Origin of the sequence: Candidatus Pseudothioglobus sp. Uisw_050_01, from assembly GCF_048085775.1 — a bacterium.
In the GTDB taxonomy this organism is placed as follows: Bacteria; Pseudomonadota; Gammaproteobacteria; order PS1; family Pseudothioglobaceae; genus Pseudothioglobus.
In genome coordinates, this window is record NZ_CP159804.1 from 1,384,821 (window position 1) to 1,404,308 (window position 19,488).

Sequence of the window (19,488 nt, forward strand, 5' to 3'; positions counted from 1 at the left end):
GTTCATTATACTCATGCGTTGTGTAAAATCTTAATTTTGTATTCAATTCTTAGCACATGGTTTCTTATCGTCGAATCTTACTTAAACTTAGTGGTGAAGCACTAAAAAGTGACAATAATAATATTGATCCTGAAATGCTAAAAAAAGTAGTCACTATTGTTCAATCTGCCTTGGATCTTGGCGTTGAAATAGCCATAGTAATTGGTGGTGGAAATATCTATCGCGGCGCAGCGCTTGCAAGTGATGGAATGAACAAAATCACTGGAGATCATATTGGAATGCTTGCTACAGTGATGAATGCATTAGCAATATCAGACGCTTTTAAAAGAAATAATATTCCTTCAATTGTCATGTCTGGCTTTTCGATTGGCGGTGGTGTTTGTGATCCTTTTAATTATACTAAAGCTAAAAATGCTCTATCAGAAGGTAAGGTAGTTATTTTTTCTGCTGGCACTGGAAGTCCTTGCTTTACAACTGATACTGCTGCGGCATTAAGAGCTGTTGAAATTGAGGCTGATATTGTCTTTAAAGCTACTAAGGTCGATGGTATTTATTCAAGTGACCCATTGAAAGATTCGAATGCTATAAAGTTTGACGCACTTAGTTTTGATTCGGCTATTGAAAAAAATATTGAGGTTATGGACACTGCCGCATTTGCGTTATGTCGAGAAAATAATATAAGGATTTGTGTTTTTAGTATGTTTGATGATAATTATGCTTTAGCTAATATTTTAAATGGCCAATCAATTGGCACGATTGTTAGTCAAAATGGAGAATAAATAATGATTAATGAAATTCACAGTGATGCAAATAGCCGAATGAGTAAATCACTCGCTTCTCTTGAGACTGACTTTAGTAAGATTCGTGCTGGAAGGGCTCACCCCTCACTACTTGATCAAATTACAGTTGAATACTATGGCAGCATGGTTCCTCTTTCACAAGTTTCTAATGTAAGCGCTGAAGACTCAAGAACTCTTAAGGTTTCACCCTGGGAAAAAGATATGGTTAGACCAATTGAAAAAGCAATTATGATGTCTGATTTAGGTTTAAACCCAAACACTCAAGGACAGGTTTTGCGAATTCCTTTGCCCCTTCTAACTGAACAACGCAGAAAAGAATTAGTAAAAGTTGTTCGTGATGAAGCTGAAAATGCGCGCGTGGCAATAAGAAATATTCGAAGAGATGCTATATCTGACTTTAGAGAGCTCCTTAAAGAAAAAGAAATATCAGAAGATGAGTCACATAGAGCTGAAGATAATATACAAAAAATCACAGATCAGCATATCTCTTTAATTGAAAGGTCTTTATCTGAAAAAGAGAGTTCGTTATTAGAAATATAATTGTTACTTAGTAAATAATTTTTTATATTCTTTTAGAGCCAACACAATTTATATAGTCATCCCATCTATTCGGTGAAAATTCAGTTCCATTTGCTCCCTGAGGACCAACATTTCCTAAATAACCACCTTCTAATGATTTCTGGAAAAGTTCAATATTGCTATCTGATAACCCTAAATTTACCTTGCAAAAATCATGTATCGCGACCGTTACTATTTCTCCAGAAATTGTACCAATAAATTTCTCATCTTCTAACTTCTCTGTCGCTTCTTTTATAAGCTCATGTTTGATAGTCGATTTATAATCATCAATAATACCTAGTTCATCTAATTGAACAATTAAGTCATCCATAATTTTAGTAACCCTCATATCATAAGCAAGTTTAGCTTGGTAAGCAGCAGTTGACGCTACAGCTGCAGCTTTTTCATCAGCTACCTTTGCCTGAAAGGCATCAAGGGCAGCTTGTCTTGCCATCTCTGCTTCTATTTCAGCCATCATTTCAGCAGCATCCACTTCAGCTTTAATTTGAGCCTCAAGCGCTGCGAACTCAGCATCTAAAAGACTATCTTGATAAGCAGCAGTTGACGCTACAGCTGCAGCTTTATCCGCAGCTAGTTTTGACTGAAAGACATCAAGGGCAGCTTGTCTTGCCATCTCTGCTTCTATTTCGACCATCATTTCAGCAGCATCCAATTCAGCTTTAATTTGAGCCTCAAGCGCTGCGAACTCAGCATCTAAAAGACTATCTTGATAAGCAGCAGTTGACGCTGCAGCTGCAGCTTTTTCATCAGCTAGTTTTTGAAGGAAATCAGCAAGAGCCATTTCTCTCTCAATTTCAGCCATCATTTCAGCAGCATCCAATTCAGCTTTAATTTGAGCCTCAAGCGCTGCGAACTCAGCATCTAAAAGACTATCTTGATAAGCGGCAGTTGACGCTGCAGCAGCAGCTTTATCCGCAGCTAGTTTAGCTTGGAAGGCATCAAGGGCAGCTTGTCTTGCCATCTCTGCTTCTATTTCGACCATCATTTCTTGTGCGGCTAATTCAGCCTCAAGTTGTGCTTCAAAGTTAGCCAATTCTTTTTCAGTATTCAACTGATCCATAAGCGCAGCAATCTTTGCATCATTTGCACGTTTAGATTGATAGGCGGCTGTTGACTTCGCAGCAGCAGCTTTATCTGCAGCTAGTTTTGCCTGAAAGGCATCAAGGGCAGCTTGTCTTGCCATCTCTGCTTCTATTTCGGCCATCATTTCTTGTGCGGCTAATTTAGCTTTAATTGCTTCATCAGAGTCAGCAAAAATAAACATCATTTGCTCAGGACTTTCTTCAATTGAGACAACAAGATCAGAGCAAGGAACTCCAAAATCAAGAATAAACTCTTTAATAGTAGAAACGTTTTCACCTTTACCGACAAGTTTTTCACCTATAGAGAATGATTTAAAACCAGTTTCAGCAGTTTGATAATATATCAATTTATTTGATGAAGGATCATATGAGTCAACAATGGCTCTTGCATTTGTTGAACCAATAATCATGTCACCTGGAGCAAAGAGGGTTTCTCCAGATAACAAAAGTGAAGAAGTAATGTTATTAGCTTCTAAATCATTAATTTCATATTGATCTGTGCATGAACTAAATTCATCTATCAGCATAATATCGTTATCGTCCTTCAGGAGTGAGTCATTTAAATCATCACTTGAGTGGACATTAAATGATAGTAATAAAATACATGCTAATTTTATAAGAATACTTATTAAATTATTTTTCATAAATTCATTATAAATAAAAAAACCCAGAGCAAGCCCTGGGTTTTTATTTCTGACACATTCTGCATTTACATTAAGTAAGCAAAATGACTAATTATCTTAAACCCTAGAAAGGGTTTACATAGTTAGTAACACAGTTTGCGTACTTGTCCCATCTATTGGCTGAAAATTCAGTTCCGTTTGCACCCTGAGGGCCTTTATTAAATAAAGTTCCATCAGCCAATCCAGATTCGAAGAGTGCAATATTACTTTCAGATAAATTTAACGCATATTTACATGCTTCATGTGCAGCTTCTGTAACAACAACCTCTTCAATGACACCTATAACTTTTTCTTCAGCAAGTGAGGCTTGGTAAGCAGCAGTTGACGCTGCAGCTGCAGCTTTTTCATCAGCTAGTTTTTGAAGGAAATCAGCAAGAGCCATTTCTCTCTCAATTTCAGCCATCATTTCAGCAGCATCCAATTCAGCTTTAATTTGAGCCTCAAGCGCTGCGAACTCAGCATCTAAAAGACTATCTTGATAAGCGGCAGTTGACGCTGCAGCAGCAGCTTTATCCGCAGCTAGTTTAGCTTGGAAGGCATCAAGGGCAGCTTGTCTTGCCATCTCTGCTTCTATTTCGACCATCATTTCTTGTGCGGCTAATTCAGCCTCAAGTTGTGCTTCAAAGTTAGCCAATTCTTTTTCAGTATTCAACTGATCCATAAGCGCAGCAATCTTTGCATCATTTGCACGTTTAGATTGATAGGCGGCTGTTGACTTCGCAGCAGCAGCTTTATCTGCAGCTAGTTTTGCCTGAAAGGCATCAAGGGCAGCTTGTCTTGCCATCTCTGCTTCTATTTCGGCCATTAATGCATCAGCCTCAAGATCAGCAGCAATTTGAGCTTCAAAGGCAGCCAATTCTTCATCTAAATTTGCATAGTAAGCATCATCACGATCATCACCACCAGCAAAAACATTAAATGAAAGGAAAAAGATTATAAAAAATTTAATTGATTTATTTATCACGCTAATCTCCAATAAGAGTTAAAAGTAATATATGTATATATATCTAACTTTATTTTATACTAGATATATTTTATGAACATATTTAATTTATGATTTTATTTACGGATGAATTTAAGCTATTTTTCAATGATTCATCACTCCAAAAAATTGCAGATAAATGCCTCAGAATAAGCCTAGATGCTTTCAACGTTAACAACGGAAATATTCCTAAATGGACTATAGCATTGGATGAGTTAAAAGCGATACCTAAAGGTGAAATAGAGCTAAATGAACCCTACATTAGAATAGATCAAAATAGTGCTGACCCTATATTACTCGAAAAGGCACTCAAAAGACTTCTGCCATGGAGGAAAGGCCCATTCATATTCAATAATTTAAAACTTGAGAGCGAATGGCAAGGTGATATTAAATGGAAACGTCTGCAAAAGCACATTACTCCATTAAAAAATCGAAGAGTTCTTGATGTAGGTGCTGGAAATGGCTATTTCACATTAAGAATGGCGATGGAAGGCGCCAAGAAAGCACTAGGAATTGAGCCTTTCCTTTTATTTAATTACCAGTATGCTGCAATTAAATCGTTAGTTAATAAAGACATTAATGTGATGCTTCTTCCTATTAGACTTGAAGAAATACCTAAATTATCAATCTTTGACTCTGTCTTCTCAATGGGTGTTCTTTATCATCAAAGAAGTCATATGGAACATTTGCTTCAGTTAAAAGATATGATGGTGCCAGGCGCAGAGCTTATATTAGAGACCTTAGTAGTTGAAGGTCAAAATGGGTACTCACTTATCCCAGATGGTCGCTATGCTCAAATGCGGAATGTTCATTGCCTTCCTAGTGTTGAGACTCTGAAATCATGGCTTGTTGATGCCAAATTCGAAAATATTAAAGTTATTGATATTAGTAAAACTTCCTCTGAAGAGCAAAGAAGAACAGAGTGGATTGGAGATAATGCGGCTTCATTAGAGGATTTCCTTGACCCATCTGACTCATCTCTCACAAAAGAAGGTCACCCTGCACCTACTCGAGTAATCATTATTTGCAACAACTAATTCAAAGTTGAATTCATCGATTAACGTATAATTTATCTTCAATTTCAATTTTAGTCTTATTATGAAATATCGTCTTCTACTAAGTTTTATTTTTCTTTTAGCTATCAAAAATGTTGCTGCACAATCAACGCCATCTGTCGTAGTCAGTATTAAGCCTATTCATAGTATCGTGATGAGCCTTATGAACGGCATTGCAGAGCCACAGCTATTACTTAAATCAAATAACTCAGCACACACATTTCACTTGAAGCCCTCACAAGTCCAGATGCTCGCAAATGCTGACTTAGTAATAATCATTAGTGGAGACTTTGAATCTGGATTAAGAAAAGCAATTAAAAATATAGAAGATGATTCGCTATTTCAAATTATTAGTTTGAATAATCTCAGTATCCATAAATCGAGGTCTGAAATACTTAAGTCAAAGGAACATGATGACGCTGATGAGCATGAAGAGAATATTTATGATTTACATCTATGGCTAGATATTAACAACATGAAGCTTATAGCCAAACATATTAATAAACTGCTCATTAAAATAGATCCAGTCAACGAAGATAAATATAATAACAATTTTCTAGAATTAATGCTTGATCTTGAGGAACTAAAAATAGATTTAGAAAAAGAGATTGATCCTTTTCTAGCTTCACAGTTTGCAGTATTTTCAGACACTACGCAGTACTTCGAAAAGAGCATGAATCTTTTACGGCCTGCTATCATCACTCCATATCATGGAGCAAGATTGAGCATTATTAGAACTCTTATGGCCAAGAAAGCTATGAGTGATTTAAGTGTTTCGTGTCTACTCTATGGACAAGAGGCCAAGCTAAATCAAATAAGCGTCTTGTCGGAAGGTCTCAGCTTAAAAACATTCGAAATTGATATTTTGGGAACCAAATATCCAGCAGGGCCTGATCAATACTTTAACTTAATGAAAAGAATCTCAAGTCAATTGGCCTCATGTCTAAAATAAGAAGCACTTTTAATGGCGCCGCTAGCAATTATGATGATAATGCCTTTCTTCAAAGTGAAATAGCAAATAGACTGGCTGAAAAATTGAAAGTCATTTCAATTAAGCCTCAAACAATAATTGATCTTGGCTCTGGCACTGGTCTTCTTAGTAATAAAACAGCTGAAATATTTCCAAATGCAAATCTAATTTGTGTGGATTTTGCGCAACAATCACTTTTAAAAAATTCTCAAAACTTAAAGGTTTGTGCAAATGCCTACGAGCTTCCGTTTGCTTCAAATAGCGTTGACTTTATTGTTTCTAACTTAATGATGCAGTGGTGTCCTGATTTAAAAGCACTTTTTAATGAATGCTTTAGAGTTCTAAAGCCTGAGGGCTTAATTCTTTTCACTACCTTTGGTCCAGATACTCTAAAGGAGCTTAAACGGAGTTGGTCAGCAGTTGATAGTAGCGCGCATGTTAATGATTTTATTGACATGCATGATATAGGCGACCAGATGCTTCAATCAGGCTTTCAAAGCCCAATAATGGAAATGGAGAATATAACCCTCACCTATGAAAATGTGCTTGACTTAATGCATGACCTGAAATCAATTGGTGCACAAAATGTAGGTAGCCGATCAAAAGCGCTCACAGGGAAAACTAAATTTAAAAAAATGATAGAGATGTACGAAAGCTATCGCTCTGATGGAAAACTGCCAGCAACTTACGAAGTAATTTATGGACATGCCTGGAAAAACGAAAACAAGCTTGGCGCTATTTCACTGGAGAATTAAACCAGAATAGCGCTATCTAAACTAGCCAATTGAAAGCTCATCACCCACTTTAAGAATGTAATTTTTCGTCGATAACAAAATCGCATTTTGTCCAAAAAATGCACCATTTATCTCATCATTAAACCTCAGAGAAGTTAGGGTTGCTAAAGGCTCTTTTGGGTTATCAATTTTTCCATCATCTTGGTTAATCGTAATAATTTTGCAGCGCTTACAGGGCTTTCTTAGTCCAAAGCTATACCCACTTTGCTGGCATAAAAAATTTTGAGATGTTTTTTTTTCAAGATCTTCAATACCTTTGACAACAATATTGGGCCTAAAGCGATCCATTTTAGCTACTTGAGAGCCATTTTTAATGAGACCTTTATTCAGCTTATCTAGAGACTCCCATGACGTTATTAGATAGGGAAATTGATCAGAAAATGCACTCTGAGCCTCCGTTCCTTCAAGATACTTAGAGGGCACTGGGCGAAGCCCTTGACTGGCAAACCTCACAAGTCTCAGGGACTTACCTTTGTACTGACCTAAGACGCTAGTTAGCCACAACGAAACATCATCGCCCTCATCATAGGCATCACAAATATCACCCCAAACAGATGCCTTAATTAGCTCAGATTTAATTGAATCCAAAGGAATATTATGTTTAGTGTTATTCTTTGAGCTAAGTGTTAAAGCGCCTGAATCAATACTCACTTCAATCATTGACATCGACTCAATTTCGCGCTGAGTAATAAATTCGTAATCAATAGTAGTCACCATCCATTCACGATCATACTCAAGACCACGCAGCGCAGTCATTGATTCTTCTAGGGCAATACCTTTGAGTGATTTAACAGGATAGATAAATAGATCGGTAATTTGAACCATAAAGCCCCTGAATTTAACTTACTGTTTTAACTTATAACCAGTGTTAAACATCCAGGCTATTATAGCAATACAAATACTTAAGAAAAGTAAAACCATTAGTAGACTCACTCCGACTCCAACATCTGAAATTTCAAAGAAACTCCAACGGAAACCACTCACCAAATAAAGAACAGGGTTAAATAAAGTGACCTTCTGCCATACCGGTGGGAGCATACTGATTGAATAAAAACTTCCACCTAAAAATACTAATGGAGTAATAATTAAAAGTGGAATTATTTGTAGCTTTTCAAAGTTATCAGCCCATAGACCAATGATAAAACCAAATAAGCTAAATGCCACACAGGTCAAAACTAAAAAACTCAGCATCCAGATTGGATGCGCAATATTCAAATCAACAAAGAGGTTCGCAGTAAGTAAGATGATAGTTGCCAAAATTAATGACTTAGTTGCAGCGGCTCCAACATAACCAATTAAAGTCTCATAGAATGAGACAGGGGCAGATAAAAGCTCATAAATCGTGCCTGTAAATTTTGGAAAAAAGATACCAAAAGATGCATTTGAGATGCTTTGGGTTAATACAGAGAGCATTGTCAAGCCCGGAACAATAAAAAGCCCATAAGAAATGCCATCAATATTTTCAATCCTTGAACCAATTGCTGAGCCAAAGACTACAAAATATAGAGCTGTTGATATTACTGGAGAGGCGACACTCTGAAAAAGTGTATTCCAGAAACGCATCATCTCGTTTAAATAAATTACTTTGATTGCCATTAAATTCATTATTTTTCCTTAACTAAGTCTACAAATATATCTTCGAGTGAGCTCTGAACAATTTTAAGGTCTTTTATATGCAATCCAGAATTTGTAATTTCCTGGAGTACTTCAGACATATCAGTTTCTTCATCTTTAACAATATACGTGTATGAAATATGCATACCATCTTCAGAAATCTCAATATTGTGCTTATCAAGAGAAGAAGGTAGTTTGGAAAGTGACTCTTTTAGCTCAACAATTAACTGCTTCTTTCCAAGAGTTTCCATCAAATGCGCTTTTTTCTCAACAAGTAAAAGTTCGCCATTACTAATAACTCCAATCCTATCAGCTAACTCTTCAGCTTCCTCAATATAGTGAGTCGTCAAAATTATGGTAACGCCTTTAGATTTCAATACGTTAACAATCTTCCATAAATCCTTACGTAGCTCAACGTCAACGCCCGCAGTAGGCTCATCAAGAAACAGTATTTTAGGGTTGTGAGAGAGTGCTTTAGCAATCAGAACTCGCCTCTTCATTCCTCCAGAAAGCATTCTAATTTCAGAATCTTTTTTATCAAAAAGAGATAAGTCTTTTAAGAGCTCTTCAAGATAAGCATCATCTCTCTTAGCTCCAAATAAACCCCTACTAAACCTAACTGTCCCCCAAACTGTATCAAATGATCCAAGAGTTAGCTCCTGTGGCACAAGACCAATTATTGATCGTGTTTTTCTAAAATCCTTAATAATATCAAAGCCATCAACAGTAACCTCGCCAGAGGTTGGAGAAACAATTCCACATATTGTTGAAATTAAAGTTGTTTTGCCAGCTCCATTTGGACCCAAGAGTCCCAATATCTCGCCTGTATTTATGTCTAGATTAATACTTTTCAAAGCATTAAAGCCAGAATCATAAACTTTTGATAAATTCTTAATTGAAATAATTGTTTGCATTGATATCTAATCGGGGGAATCGAAAAAAGTATTTTAACCTTTCACTAAGAATGTATTGCCTTAAATATTGAAAACAGACTCTTGATAAATTGTCATAAATAGATCTAATCTACAAGGCTATTTAAATCTCATTAAGCCAAGGTGGATTTGCACCTTTCTTCATAACAGTTAAGCTTGCAACTTGATTTGCAAAAGTGAGTGTTTTTTTAAGAGAAGTTTCTTCCATAAAACTCAATTTATCTCTACTAAGAAACCCTTGTTGTTCAAGACTAAACAGAAAACCTCCATTAAAACTATCGCCCGCAGCAATTGTATCGACAACTTCAACTTGGTTACTCTTGACATATACTTCTTTGCCACCATCAAAAATTACCTTTGATCCATCTCCACCTAATGTCAAGATAACTAATTTAACGCCATTCTTGAGCCACTCTTTGCTAACTTCTTTAAAATCCTGTGCACCAAAAAGATAACGATAATCGTCTTCAGAAATTTTTATTATGTCAACTTTTGAAGTAAGTTTTTTGAATCGATTAACATAATCATTCTTAACCTCAATAAAATCAGGCCTGATATTAGCATCAAAATAAATCGGTAAATGGCCTGAGATTTGTTCAACTAACCACTGCCAACTTGATCCACAGGGCTCCGCTTGCAGACTAATCCCTCCAACTAATAATGCTTTTGCCTTCATCACTCTACTCAAAAAAGGCTTTAAACTAGCCTTATCTAGCATTCGTCCAGCTGAATGTTCATCAACAAATGTATATTCTGCAATACCATTAACCACATCTGCATAGGCAAGAGTGGTTGGTCGGTTAGTTTTTATAATGAATTCTTCTCTGACATTAGAGTTTTTAAGGGAGCCCTCTATTAGTTTTCCATAGTTATCATTTGACACAGCACCAAAATAATAACTATTGGTACCTAAACGACCAAGAGCAATTGCAGAATTAAAGTTACTTCCACCGACATGAGGAGTATATTCAACCTCACCTAAAAAAGACACCATATCAATTAAAGATTCACCAGCACAAATTATCATGAGAAACTTATTTAAAGGTTACATTATTAAAAATTAAATACTAAATATAGCAACAAGTAAGTCAACTAATTTTATACAAACAATCTAGATAGTTTTAATTAGTTAAATTAAACTCGTTTTCCATCTTTAAACATGTGCACATTGGCTTCATCATAATCTAAAAACAATATTTCACCTTTTTTATGGGAACCCATACCTTCAACTCTAACTGTAATTTGCTGATAATCTTCTGACTGCATATAATATAAGGTATCTGCACCTAGATTCTCTAGATGCTTCAAAGTACATTTTATTTTGCCCTTATTAGGAGAAAGTGAAATGTGTTCTGGTCTTACTCCATAAACCTCTGCACCACTTTTATCAACTATATCACCTCTTAAAAAATTCATAGTTGGAGACCCAATAAAGCCTGCAACAAATTCAGTTTTTGGATTATTGTAGAGTTCAGTGGGAGTATCAATTTGCTCAACCAACCCATTATTCAGAACAACAATTTTATCAGCAAGAGTCATAGCTTCAATTTGATCATGCGTTACATAAATTATTGTAGCACTAAGCTTTTCATGAAGCTCTGCAAGCTCAACTCTCATATCAGACCTTAAAGCTGCATCTAAGTTAGATAGAGGCTCATCAAATAAAAAAACCTTAGGCTCCCTAATAATTGCCCTACCAATAGCAACTCGTTGTCGCTGCCCACCAGATAATTGTTTAGGAAGCCTCTCTAAATAATCATGAATTTGTAAGACTTCAGCCACCTTCTCAACGCGCTCTTTAATTTCACTTTTATTTACCTTTGCCAATTTAAGTCCAAAAGCTAAGTTATCAAAGACACTCATATGAGGATACAAAGCATAGGATTGAAATACCATAGCCAACTCTCTTTTAGATGGTGGCACATCATTCATTTCTTCACCATCAATCATTAAGAGTCCTGAACTTATATCCTCAAGACCAGCAATCATTCTTAGTAAAGTAGATTTACCTGAGCCAGATGGCCCCACAAAAACAACAAACTCTCCATCATGAATTTCAATATCAACACCCTTAATGACACTTACTTCATCAAAATTTTTATGTATTGATTCTAATTTAATTTCAGCCAAAATTACTCTCCTCGTATACGCCTAACTACATTTTAAAAATTAATCTGATATTGTTCTTTCATTGCTTGAATTTCTTTAATGACTCCATCAACAAAGTCTGGGTACTTTTGTGGAACATCTCCCCAAAGTTCTGAATCTTTTGCAAAGCCAAGCTCACCACCTTCGACTAAAAAAGGAGTTAACATGCTCCATTTTGGCTCAACATATTCAAAAGTTACCTTATTAGTAATCACTTGACATAGGAAAATATACCAACTTGCAATAGCCTTTAATGAGAACTCAGGAGTCTCTCCTTTTGATAAATGCCACTCGATGACTGGCAATAAAAATATAGGGAACTTAGAGCCTCCATCCATGCAAATTCTTGACAAAGAGTCAGGTAAATTTTGATTTCCAAACCTTCTCTTAGTTGTAGATAAGTAATCTAAATAATTAATTGAAGGCTCTATTGGCAAAGATGAAATAATTTCTTTAACTTGTATTGAGTCAAAAAAATTAGACAACTCAGGGTCACTTAAAGCTTGATCATAAGTTTTATATCCTTGCAAAACACCAAGATAAGCAAGAGCAGTATGCCCCCCATTCAAGATACGAATTTTTGTATTTTCATAGGGCTCTATGTCATCAACAATTTCAACTCCAACAGAACTAAGAGGGGGTTTTTTTCCAGAAAATTTATCTTCAATTACCCATTGAATGAAGTCTTCAGAGATAACTGAACAGTCTTCGCTTCGACTAAAAGATTCTTGAATTTTTAGTAGCTCTTTGGCATTAACTTTAGGTGTAATTCTATCAACCATACTAGATGGAAAACTGGTATTTTTTGAAACCCAATCTAATAAAACTTCATCGCCTAATTCATTTAAATACTGATTAAAGCAATGTTTTAACATAATGCCATTTTCTTGAATATTGTCACAGCACGCAATAGTTATTGGCAGACCATTACTTTCCATTCTTACTCTCAAACCTTTTGCAAGGGCCCCAAAAATAGTTAATGGCGTACCTCCATTTAGATCATTTTGAATATCTTTTGTTGTTATTTTTAATTGCTTGTCTTTATCAAAATAATAACCACTTTCAGTAACCGTAGTTGTTACCAATTGAACATTACTAGATGAAAAAAGATGTTGAATTTCTCTATCATTAATCTCCCAATCATATAACTCTATAATTGATTTTATCTCTTCATGCCTAGCTTCTCCAGCTGCAGAGACAGTCTTTAAGATATAGTTATTATTAGATTTTTTCAAATCCATAATTAATTTACTCTGCTCTTTCCTTAGATTGATTCCAGCAATACCCCAATTGTTTGAACTTGCATTCTTTAAGATATTATTAAAATATACTGCTTGATGCGCCCTATGAAAATTTCCCACACCAATATGAATTACTCCAACCTTGCAGTTGGCAGGTTCAAAACTAGCTTTAACTAGAGAATTACTCTCATTTATGTTTTTTGTCATACCTTTATTCACTTATTAATCCTTTATATGCTGTCTTTCTGTATTCTCTTGGCGTCATACCTTTTAATTTAACAAACTGTCTATTAAAATTAGCAAGATTGTTATAGCCAGATGCAAAGGCTATAGTTGAAATATTTTTATCAGTTTCATAGAGCATAACGCATGCCCTTCCTAATCTAATTCTTGAGACAAATTCTGAAAATCGATTTCCTGTTGTTTTCATAAAGTATCTTGAGAATGCACTCTCACTCATATTTGCAATTTTTGCCGCCTCAACTAATGAAATGTTATTTTTGTAGTTATCTATTACATAATTCACAACTTCATTAATTCGATGTTGACTACTTGAAGATAAGCTAGGATTTAATTTAGTTAGTGATAACGTTACTTTTTCTGACCATTCATTAAGCTCATGAAGAAAATTTAAAAAATACAACAGTCTTTTCATACCCTGACTATCACGTATTAACTCTAAGTGTTTTTTGGCAAGTTCTGGATCATAATTCTTGAATTCAATTCCAGAGCGTGATGACTCTAAAAGATGATCTAATTCCACAAATTCAGGAAACGCTGTAAATGCCTTTTTCAATGTTTCATGATTAAATTGAATCAACATATCTCTTAATGGGACTAGATTACTTGAACTCTCTTCAGTGACCCAATTATGTGGCAAGTTAGGTCCAGTCAAAAATAAAGATCCAGGTGAAAATTGTCCAACATAATCACCTACAAAAACCTTACCTGAAGTTTTTACAACTAAATGCAGCTCATACTCTTCATGCGCATGCCAGCGGCAAAGCGCTGTGGGCCAGCCATGCTCTAAATACCGAATCGTCTCTACTTTATCAACGATTTCAAACTCTGGTTTTATTCTATCTATTATTGACATACTTTTCCTTAACTTAAAACATTGCCACCATCAACATTAATAGTTTGACCTGTAATATATTTAGATTGGTTAGAGGCTAGAAATAATACAACTCCAGTTACATCTGATGGAGTACCAAACCGACCTAGTGGGACAGATTTTCCAATCTTTTTTTTCTTTTCTCCAATATCAAGATCCTCATATTTAGCAAATAATGCATCAACTTTATCCCACATTGGAGTATCAATAACGCCTGGCGCTACTGCATTCACCCTAATTCCTTTCTGCGCTAAAGCCAATGCGGCAGATTGCGTGTAACTTATTACTGCTGCCTTTGTAGCGCAATAATGAGAAACCAAAGCTTCCCCACGCCTACCCGCTTGACTTGAAAAATTAATAATCACACCTTTTTCATTTCGCGAAACTAAGCTCTTAGCAACACCCTGCATCATCGCAAACATAGCCCTAACATTCACCGCAAATAACTTATCAAACTGCTCAAGATCTGCCTCCAATAAAGGAGCCATATCAAAAATTGCAGCATTATTAATGAGTACATTGACTCCCAGTGAATCTGCCCATAAAAGGCACTCTTCAAGATGATTATCTTTAGAAAGGTCATAAGCTCTTAATTCCAAGCTAGCATTTAGGTGTAATTCTTCAAGGTCTTTGCTAATTACTACATCAGTTCCTAGAACTTTAGCTCCAGATTTTAATGCAGACTTTACAATGTCAAATCCAATGCCTCCATTAGCACCTGTAACAAGAATAATGGCTTCTGATAAATTAGGCCCTGAGTATTGTTTTTTATTCATCATTTCACAGCTCCAAAAGTTAAGCCTTGAACTAGCTGTTTTTGACAAAACCACCCAAATACAATAATAGGTGCACATGCAAGTGTTGAAGCGGCAGAAAGTTTTGCCCAAAATAATCCTTCTGGGCTTGAATATGAAGCAATCAACGCTGTCAAAGTGCCAGCATCTCCAGCAGTTAGATTAATTGCCCAAAATGCCTCATTCCAACATAAAACAATACTTAGAAGACCAGCTGAAGCAACACCACCCCAAGAAAGAGGTAATACAATATGTCTTAATTCATCAAATGTGCTACACCCATCCATCCTACTAGCCTCAAGAATTTCACTTGGTATTTCCTTAAAATATGAAAATAATAGCCACATAATAATTGGTAAATTCATCATTGCAAAGATAATTATTAAAACAGTTTTGGTATCTAGCAAGCCAGCTGCATCAGCTAGTAAGTAAATAGGCATAAGAACACCAACAGCTGGAAGCATCTTGGTAGATAGCATCCAAAGTAAAATATCTTTCGTATATTTTCCAGGGAAAAATGCCATTGAATATGCGCTAGGCACAGCGATAATTAGCGCAAAAATTGTTGCACCAAAAGAAGTAATTAGCGAGTTAGTGGCATACTTAAAATAATCACTTCTTTCCTGGACAATTGAAAAATTTTCAAAAGTTGGCTCAAAAATGAAAAGTGGTGGAATGGAGATTGCTTGAAGCTCAGTTTTAAAACTCGTTAGAACCATCCAAAAAATAGGAAAAAAGAAAATTATAGCTAAAGTCCAGCAAGCCAATATCCTCGATTGGTGCTTTATTTTTTTCATATTTCTATAACTTATGTTCATTTAGCCATTCCCTTAGCAACTGTCTTAATTAAGAAATAAGCAATAATGTTAGCAACCACAATTGCAAAAACGCCTCCTGCGGAAGCAACGCCTACATCAAATTGAAGAAGTGCTTGAGTAAAAATTAAAAAAGTTGTATTTGTACTGTCATAACCGGGTCCACCTCCGGTTGTCACAAAAATTTCTGCAAAAATTGAGAGATGAAAAATAGCCTGAATCATTACAACAACACCAATAGCTCTGCCCAAATGTGGCAAGGTTAGATAACGAAACTTTGACCAAAAGCCAGCACCTTCCAGTTCAGCAGCTTCAACCTGCTCTGTATCCATAGATTGGAGTGAAGTCATAAAAATAAGTAAAGCAAATGGAGTCCATTGCCAGCTCAACATAATAATAATTGACAATAAAGGAAAGTCTGATAAGAAGTCAACAACTGGCCAGCCAAAAATTCCACTGACGAATGCAAAAAGGCCATAAACCGGATTCATAAACATGTTCTTCCAAATTAACGCATTGACTGTCGGCATTATGAAAAAAGGAGATATTAGTAAAACCCTTACAATCCCTCGGCCTTTAAAGGTTTCTTGCAATAACAAAGCAATACCCAGGCCTAAAATGACTGATATTGCAATAATACTTCCAACCAAAGTAATACTGTTTGTGACTGCGCTAAATAATGCTGGATCTGTTAAAAAGAAATCGTAATTCGAAAGCCCATTAAAGCCATAGCGCTCTGGATAAAGCAAGTTGTAACGCATGAATGAAAAATATATTGTCATGCTTAGTGGGACAATCATCCACAGAAGAAGAAGAATGACACTTGGAGCTTGTAATGCTTTTGAAACGCTGAACTTCATTAAAAAAAACCCCAGTAGATATTAAAAAAAACGGGCCAGTTTTATAGCAAAACTGACCCGTTTAAATGGTTATTACTCTCTAGTAGTAACCGGCCTTAATCATTTCTCTTTCTGCCGCTTTTTGCGATGCAGCAAGAGCATCTTCAACAGAAATCGTACCTGCCAAAGCAGCACTCATTTGTTGGCCTACAGCAGTACCAATAGCCTGAAACTCAGGAATTGATGCAAACTGAACACCTTGGTATGGTGTTGGCTCTTGCGTACTGTTTGAAGGATCAGCCGACAAAATAGCTTTCATTTCCGCTTCAGCAAAATTTGCTGCAGCTAGGAATTTCATATTTTGGTAAGTGCTTGAACGTGTACCTGTAGGAACACTTCCCCAGCCCTTCTCTTCGCCTACAAGATTAATGTATTCTTTAGAAGTAGCCCACTCAACAAACTTAAGAGCATCATCAGATTGCTGTGTTCCAGCTGGAACAGCTAGAGCCCATGCCCATAACCAGTTAGCACCACGATGGGTTACAGCTACTGGACTTTGTGCATAAGCAATTACATCAGCAACTTTAGATTGACTTGGGTCTGATACAAAAGAAGCCGCAATAGTTGCATCAATCCACATACCACACTTACCTTCGTTAATCAAAGCTAAGATCTCATTAAAGCTGTTACCTGATGATCCTGGAGGGCCATAATGAGTTAATAAATCAACATAGAAATTAACTGCATGATTCCAAGCTGGTGAATCAAGCTGAGGCTTCCACTCTTCATCAAACCATCTCGCACCAAACGAGTTAGCCATTGTAGTTAAGAATGCCATATTGTCACCCCAACCTGGCTTACCACGTAAACAGATACCATAAACACCATTAGCTTTGTCAGTCATTGCTGCTGCTGCGTCTTGGACGTGACCCCAAGTAGGGTTATCAGGCATACTCATACCAGCTGCATCTAACAAGTCCTTACGATACATAATCATAGAGCTCTCACCATAAAATGGTGCTGCATATAAGTTACCATTAGCTGATAATCCATTTCGCATTGCAGGTAGAAGATCGTCTACATCATAACTAGAGCCAAACTCTAAAGAATGTAACCAACCTTTTGCACCCCACATTGGAGCTTCGTACATACCAATTGTCATAACATCAAACTGACCACCTTTAGTAGCAATGTCTGTTGTTACGCGTTGACGCAACGTACCCTCATCTAAAGTCACCCAGTTAACTTTAATTCCTGGATTATCTTTTTCAAAGTGTCCTGTTAGACTTTGCATAGTGATCATATGACCATTATTCACTGTAGCGACTGTTAACTCGCCAGCTTGAACAGCAGCAGAACTTGCAACAGCAAGAATCGCACTACCGGCCAAGATTTTTATATTTTTCTTCATTTATTTCTCCCTTCCATTATTTAACATAGCTGAAAACCCAGTTATGAAATTAGGAATATACACCTCAATATTATACAAATCTAATGTAAAAAAGCCTAAAACTAATACTATATTGTTTATATAATACTATTATGGCTCAAAGTGATACAAAAAACAATTACTTTCTAATAGATTATAGTTTAAAACCATTATGATACAAATTAGATTCAATACTGAATATTTCTATATTTATTGGTTGGATTAGTATCAGTAAAGAATTAGATCGTAAGTCTATTATAAAAGTCGAGAACCATTACTAATAGGTAGATCATTTGTGGCCAAAACAACTGAGTTATCTTGGCGATAAAATCCTAGCACCAAACATTCACTCATAATAGGTCCAACTTGTTTTGGTTCAAAATTTACAACTGCAATAACTTGTTTGCCTTGCAATTGATCCTTGGTATAAAGATCTGTAATTTGAGAGCTGGATTTTTTTAATCCAATTTCTACTCCAAAATCAACATGCAATATGAAGGCTGGATTTCTTGCTTTGTGAAAATCCTTAACCTCAACAATAGTACCAATCCGTATGTCAACTTTTTCGAAATCTTGCCATGTAATTGTCATCTCAGTCTTTACTCTTCAAGTAATTCATTAATGGCACGCTCAAGTTCAGCTGTGAAGTCAGGATCATTTCCAGGATTTGCTGCACAGTGGCCCCATGGAGAATCAAATGGTCGAAAATCAGCACCATTTATATAGCCTGCTTCAATTTCATTATCTTCAGGTGGGAAGTAAAGATCATGCATACAGGGCATCAAGATAGTTTTGGCCTTAATAGCATTTAACGCCATCTCTATGTTTCCGTTATATATTGGGCCAACACTGATATCACTAGTCTGCCAAGTATCAAGCTTACAAAGGAGATTATTGGCATCCCAATTCTTAGAATGATCTTCCTCCCAATCGACAAGTAAATCTTCAAAGGAGTCATATCCAATCTCTTTATATAGAGAGTTACGATAAAAAGTTTGTGAAAATGCCCAACCTGCGTAAACTCTTGCAAATGCCTTAAGGCCAGCAACTGGAGGAGAAGAATAATCACCATTATTCCAATTTTGGTCCGCACAAAGTGCCGCCTTTACCCCTTCCAGGAATACATGATTATGAGGGGATGTTTTAGCTGAAGCACAAAAAGGCAAAATTGCTTTAACAAAATTAGGGTACTGTGCAGCCCATTGATAAGCCTGACAACCTGCCATTGACCAGCCAGTCACTAGCGCAATTTTCTCGACACCTAAATGCTCTTTTAATAGCTTGTACTGACAAGCAATATTATCCCAAAGAGAAATACGCGGGAATCTTGGGCCATCTTGAGGCGATTTTGAATTACTCGGTGAAGAGGAGAGTCCGTTTCCAAATAAGTTAATTGAAACAATAAAATGTTTTGCCGGATCAATTGCCCTACCTTCACCAAAAAAGCCCTCATTTCTTTGATGTGAGCCAGTGTAAAAAGTAGGCATAACAACAACATTATCTTTACCTTTATTCAGCTTTCCATAAGTTTTGTAAATTAAAAAGGCTGAATTTAACTCCTCTCCTGATAAAAGAGAAACATCACCTAGCTCAAACTTTTCATAATCCATCACAAAG

20 protein-coding genes are annotated in these 19,488 nt (G+C 36.1%); 5 read left to right on the forward strand and 15 right to left on the reverse strand.

The features are described from left to right. Positions 1-56 precede the first annotated feature (56 nt). Positions 57-779, forward strand: a complete 723-nt coding sequence (gene pyrH, locus ABXT51_RS06985; RefSeq protein WP_416694831.1) for a UMP kinase — start codon at positions 57-59, stop codon at positions 777-779. Positions 780-782: 3 nt separating this feature from the next. Next, complete coding sequence (frr, locus tag ABXT51_RS06990; protein WP_416694834.1) at positions 783-1,340, forward strand: ribosome recycling factor; 558 nt, start codon at positions 783-785, stop codon at positions 1,338-1,340. A 22-nt stretch (positions 1,341-1,362) separates the two neighbouring features. Here the strand turns inward: frr and ABXT51_RS06995 are convergent, their stop codons facing one another. Together ABXT51_RS06995 and ABXT51_RS07000 are read right to left on the reverse strand one after the other, a co-directional pair. Continuing rightward, positions 1,363-3,105 carry a hypothetical protein gene (locus tag ABXT51_RS06995; protein ID WP_416694836.1) on the reverse strand — a complete coding sequence of 581 codons (1,743 nt, stop codon included), beginning with the start codon at positions 3,103-3,105 and terminating at the stop codon, positions 1,363-1,365. Between the two features lie 103 nt (positions 3,106-3,208). Beyond that, positions 3,209-4,108, reverse strand: coding sequence for a hypothetical protein (locus ABXT51_RS07000; RefSeq protein WP_416694838.1), 900 nt, complete (start codon positions 4,106-4,108; stop codon positions 3,209-3,211). 89 nt (positions 4,109-4,197) lie between these two features. On the opposite strand from ABXT51_RS07000, the gene cmoB reads away from it, so the two are divergent. The 3 genes from cmoB to bioC all read left to right on the forward strand — a co-directional run bounded on the left by cmoB (position 4,198) and on the right by bioC (position 6,906). Next, positions 4,198-5,163 (forward strand): tRNA 5-methoxyuridine(34)/uridine 5-oxyacetic acid(34) synthase CmoB, encoded by a 966-nt coding sequence (gene cmoB / locus ABXT51_RS07005; protein WP_416694841.1) that lies wholly within the window; start codon positions 4,198-4,200, stop codon positions 5,161-5,163. 61 nt (positions 5,164-5,224) lie between these two features. After that, a complete protein-coding gene (locus ABXT51_RS07010) occupies positions 5,225-6,133 on the forward strand; it encodes a metal ABC transporter solute-binding protein, Zn/Mn family (RefSeq protein WP_416694843.1) in 909 nt (302 codons plus the stop codon). After that, positions 6,121-6,906 carry a malonyl-ACP O-methyltransferase BioC gene (bioC, locus tag ABXT51_RS07015; RefSeq protein WP_416694845.1) on the forward strand — a complete coding sequence of 262 codons (786 nt, stop codon included), beginning with the start codon at positions 6,121-6,123 and terminating at the stop codon, positions 6,904-6,906. The genes ABXT51_RS07010 and bioC overlap by 13 nt, the downstream gene beginning before the upstream one ends. A 21-nt stretch (positions 6,907-6,927) precedes the next feature. Here bioC and ABXT51_RS07020 read toward each other — a convergent pair whose 3' ends face one another. The 13 genes from ABXT51_RS07020 to ABXT51_RS07080 all read right to left on the reverse strand — a co-directional run bounded on the left by ABXT51_RS07020 (position 6,928) and on the right by ABXT51_RS07080 (position 19,481). Further along, positions 6,928-7,770, reverse strand: a complete 843-nt coding sequence (locus ABXT51_RS07020) for an MOSC domain-containing protein (RefSeq protein WP_416694847.1) — start codon at positions 7,768-7,770, stop codon at positions 6,928-6,930. Between the two features lie 18 nt (positions 7,771-7,788). Next, the gene (locus tag ABXT51_RS07025) at positions 7,789-8,550 is read right to left on the reverse strand and encodes an ABC transporter permease (protein WP_416651412.1); all 762 of its coding nucleotides are present in this window, start codon (positions 8,548-8,550) and stop codon (positions 7,789-7,791) included. Continuing rightward, a complete protein-coding gene (locus ABXT51_RS07030; protein ID WP_416694849.1) occupies positions 8,550-9,473 on the reverse strand; it encodes an ATP-binding cassette domain-containing protein in 924 nt (307 codons plus the stop codon). The genes ABXT51_RS07025 and ABXT51_RS07030 overlap by 1 nt, the downstream gene beginning before the upstream one ends. Before the next feature lie 121 nt (positions 9,474-9,594). Further along, positions 9,595-10,518, reverse strand: a complete 924-nt coding sequence (locus tag ABXT51_RS07035; protein WP_416694851.1) for a carbohydrate kinase family protein — start codon at positions 10,516-10,518, stop codon at positions 9,595-9,597. 107 nt (positions 10,519-10,625) lie between these two features. Beyond that, positions 10,626-11,621 carry an ABC transporter ATP-binding protein gene (locus ABXT51_RS07040; protein WP_416694853.1) on the reverse strand — a complete coding sequence of 332 codons (996 nt, stop codon included), beginning with the start codon at positions 11,619-11,621 and terminating at the stop codon, positions 10,626-10,628. A 32-nt stretch (positions 11,622-11,653) separates the two neighbouring features. Further along, on the reverse strand, positions 11,654-13,087 hold the full coding sequence (locus ABXT51_RS07045) for a mannitol dehydrogenase family protein (protein WP_416694856.1): 1,434 nt from the start codon (positions 13,085-13,087) through the stop codon (positions 11,654-11,656). Positions 13,088-13,091: 4 nt separating this feature from the next. Further along, positions 13,092-13,976: an AraC family transcriptional regulator gene (locus ABXT51_RS07050; RefSeq protein ID WP_416694858.1), complete on the reverse strand. Its 885-nt coding sequence runs from the start codon at positions 13,974-13,976 to the stop codon at positions 13,092-13,094. 8 nt (positions 13,977-13,984) lie between these two features. After that, positions 13,985-14,773: an SDR family oxidoreductase gene (locus tag ABXT51_RS07055; protein WP_416694860.1), complete on the reverse strand. Its 789-nt coding sequence runs from the start codon at positions 14,771-14,773 to the stop codon at positions 13,985-13,987. Next, positions 14,770-15,585, reverse strand: coding sequence for a carbohydrate ABC transporter permease (locus ABXT51_RS07060; protein WP_416653548.1), 816 nt, complete (start codon positions 15,583-15,585; stop codon positions 14,770-14,772). Before ABXT51_RS07060 ends, ABXT51_RS07055 begins: the two co-directional genes overlap by 4 nt. A gap of 17 nt (positions 15,586-15,602) precedes the next feature. Next, positions 15,603-16,463: a carbohydrate ABC transporter permease gene (locus ABXT51_RS07065; protein WP_416694862.1), complete on the reverse strand. Its 861-nt coding sequence runs from the start codon at positions 16,461-16,463 to the stop codon at positions 15,603-15,605. Between the two features lie 79 nt (positions 16,464-16,542). Next, positions 16,543-17,853 (reverse strand): ABC transporter substrate-binding protein, encoded by a 1,311-nt coding sequence (locus tag ABXT51_RS07070; RefSeq protein WP_416694865.1) that lies wholly within the window; start codon positions 17,851-17,853, stop codon positions 16,543-16,545. A 273-nt stretch (positions 17,854-18,126) separates the two neighbouring features. Next, positions 18,127-18,462 carry a tRNA-binding protein gene (locus ABXT51_RS07075; RefSeq protein ID WP_416694868.1) on the reverse strand — a complete coding sequence of 112 codons (336 nt, stop codon included), beginning with the start codon at positions 18,460-18,462 and terminating at the stop codon, positions 18,127-18,129. Between the two features lie 8 nt (positions 18,463-18,470). Next, positions 18,471-19,481 carry an alpha/beta fold hydrolase gene (locus ABXT51_RS07080; protein WP_416696310.1) on the reverse strand — a complete coding sequence of 337 codons (1,011 nt, stop codon included), beginning with the start codon at positions 19,479-19,481 and terminating at the stop codon, positions 18,471-18,473. Positions 19,482-19,488 lie beyond the last annotated feature (7 nt).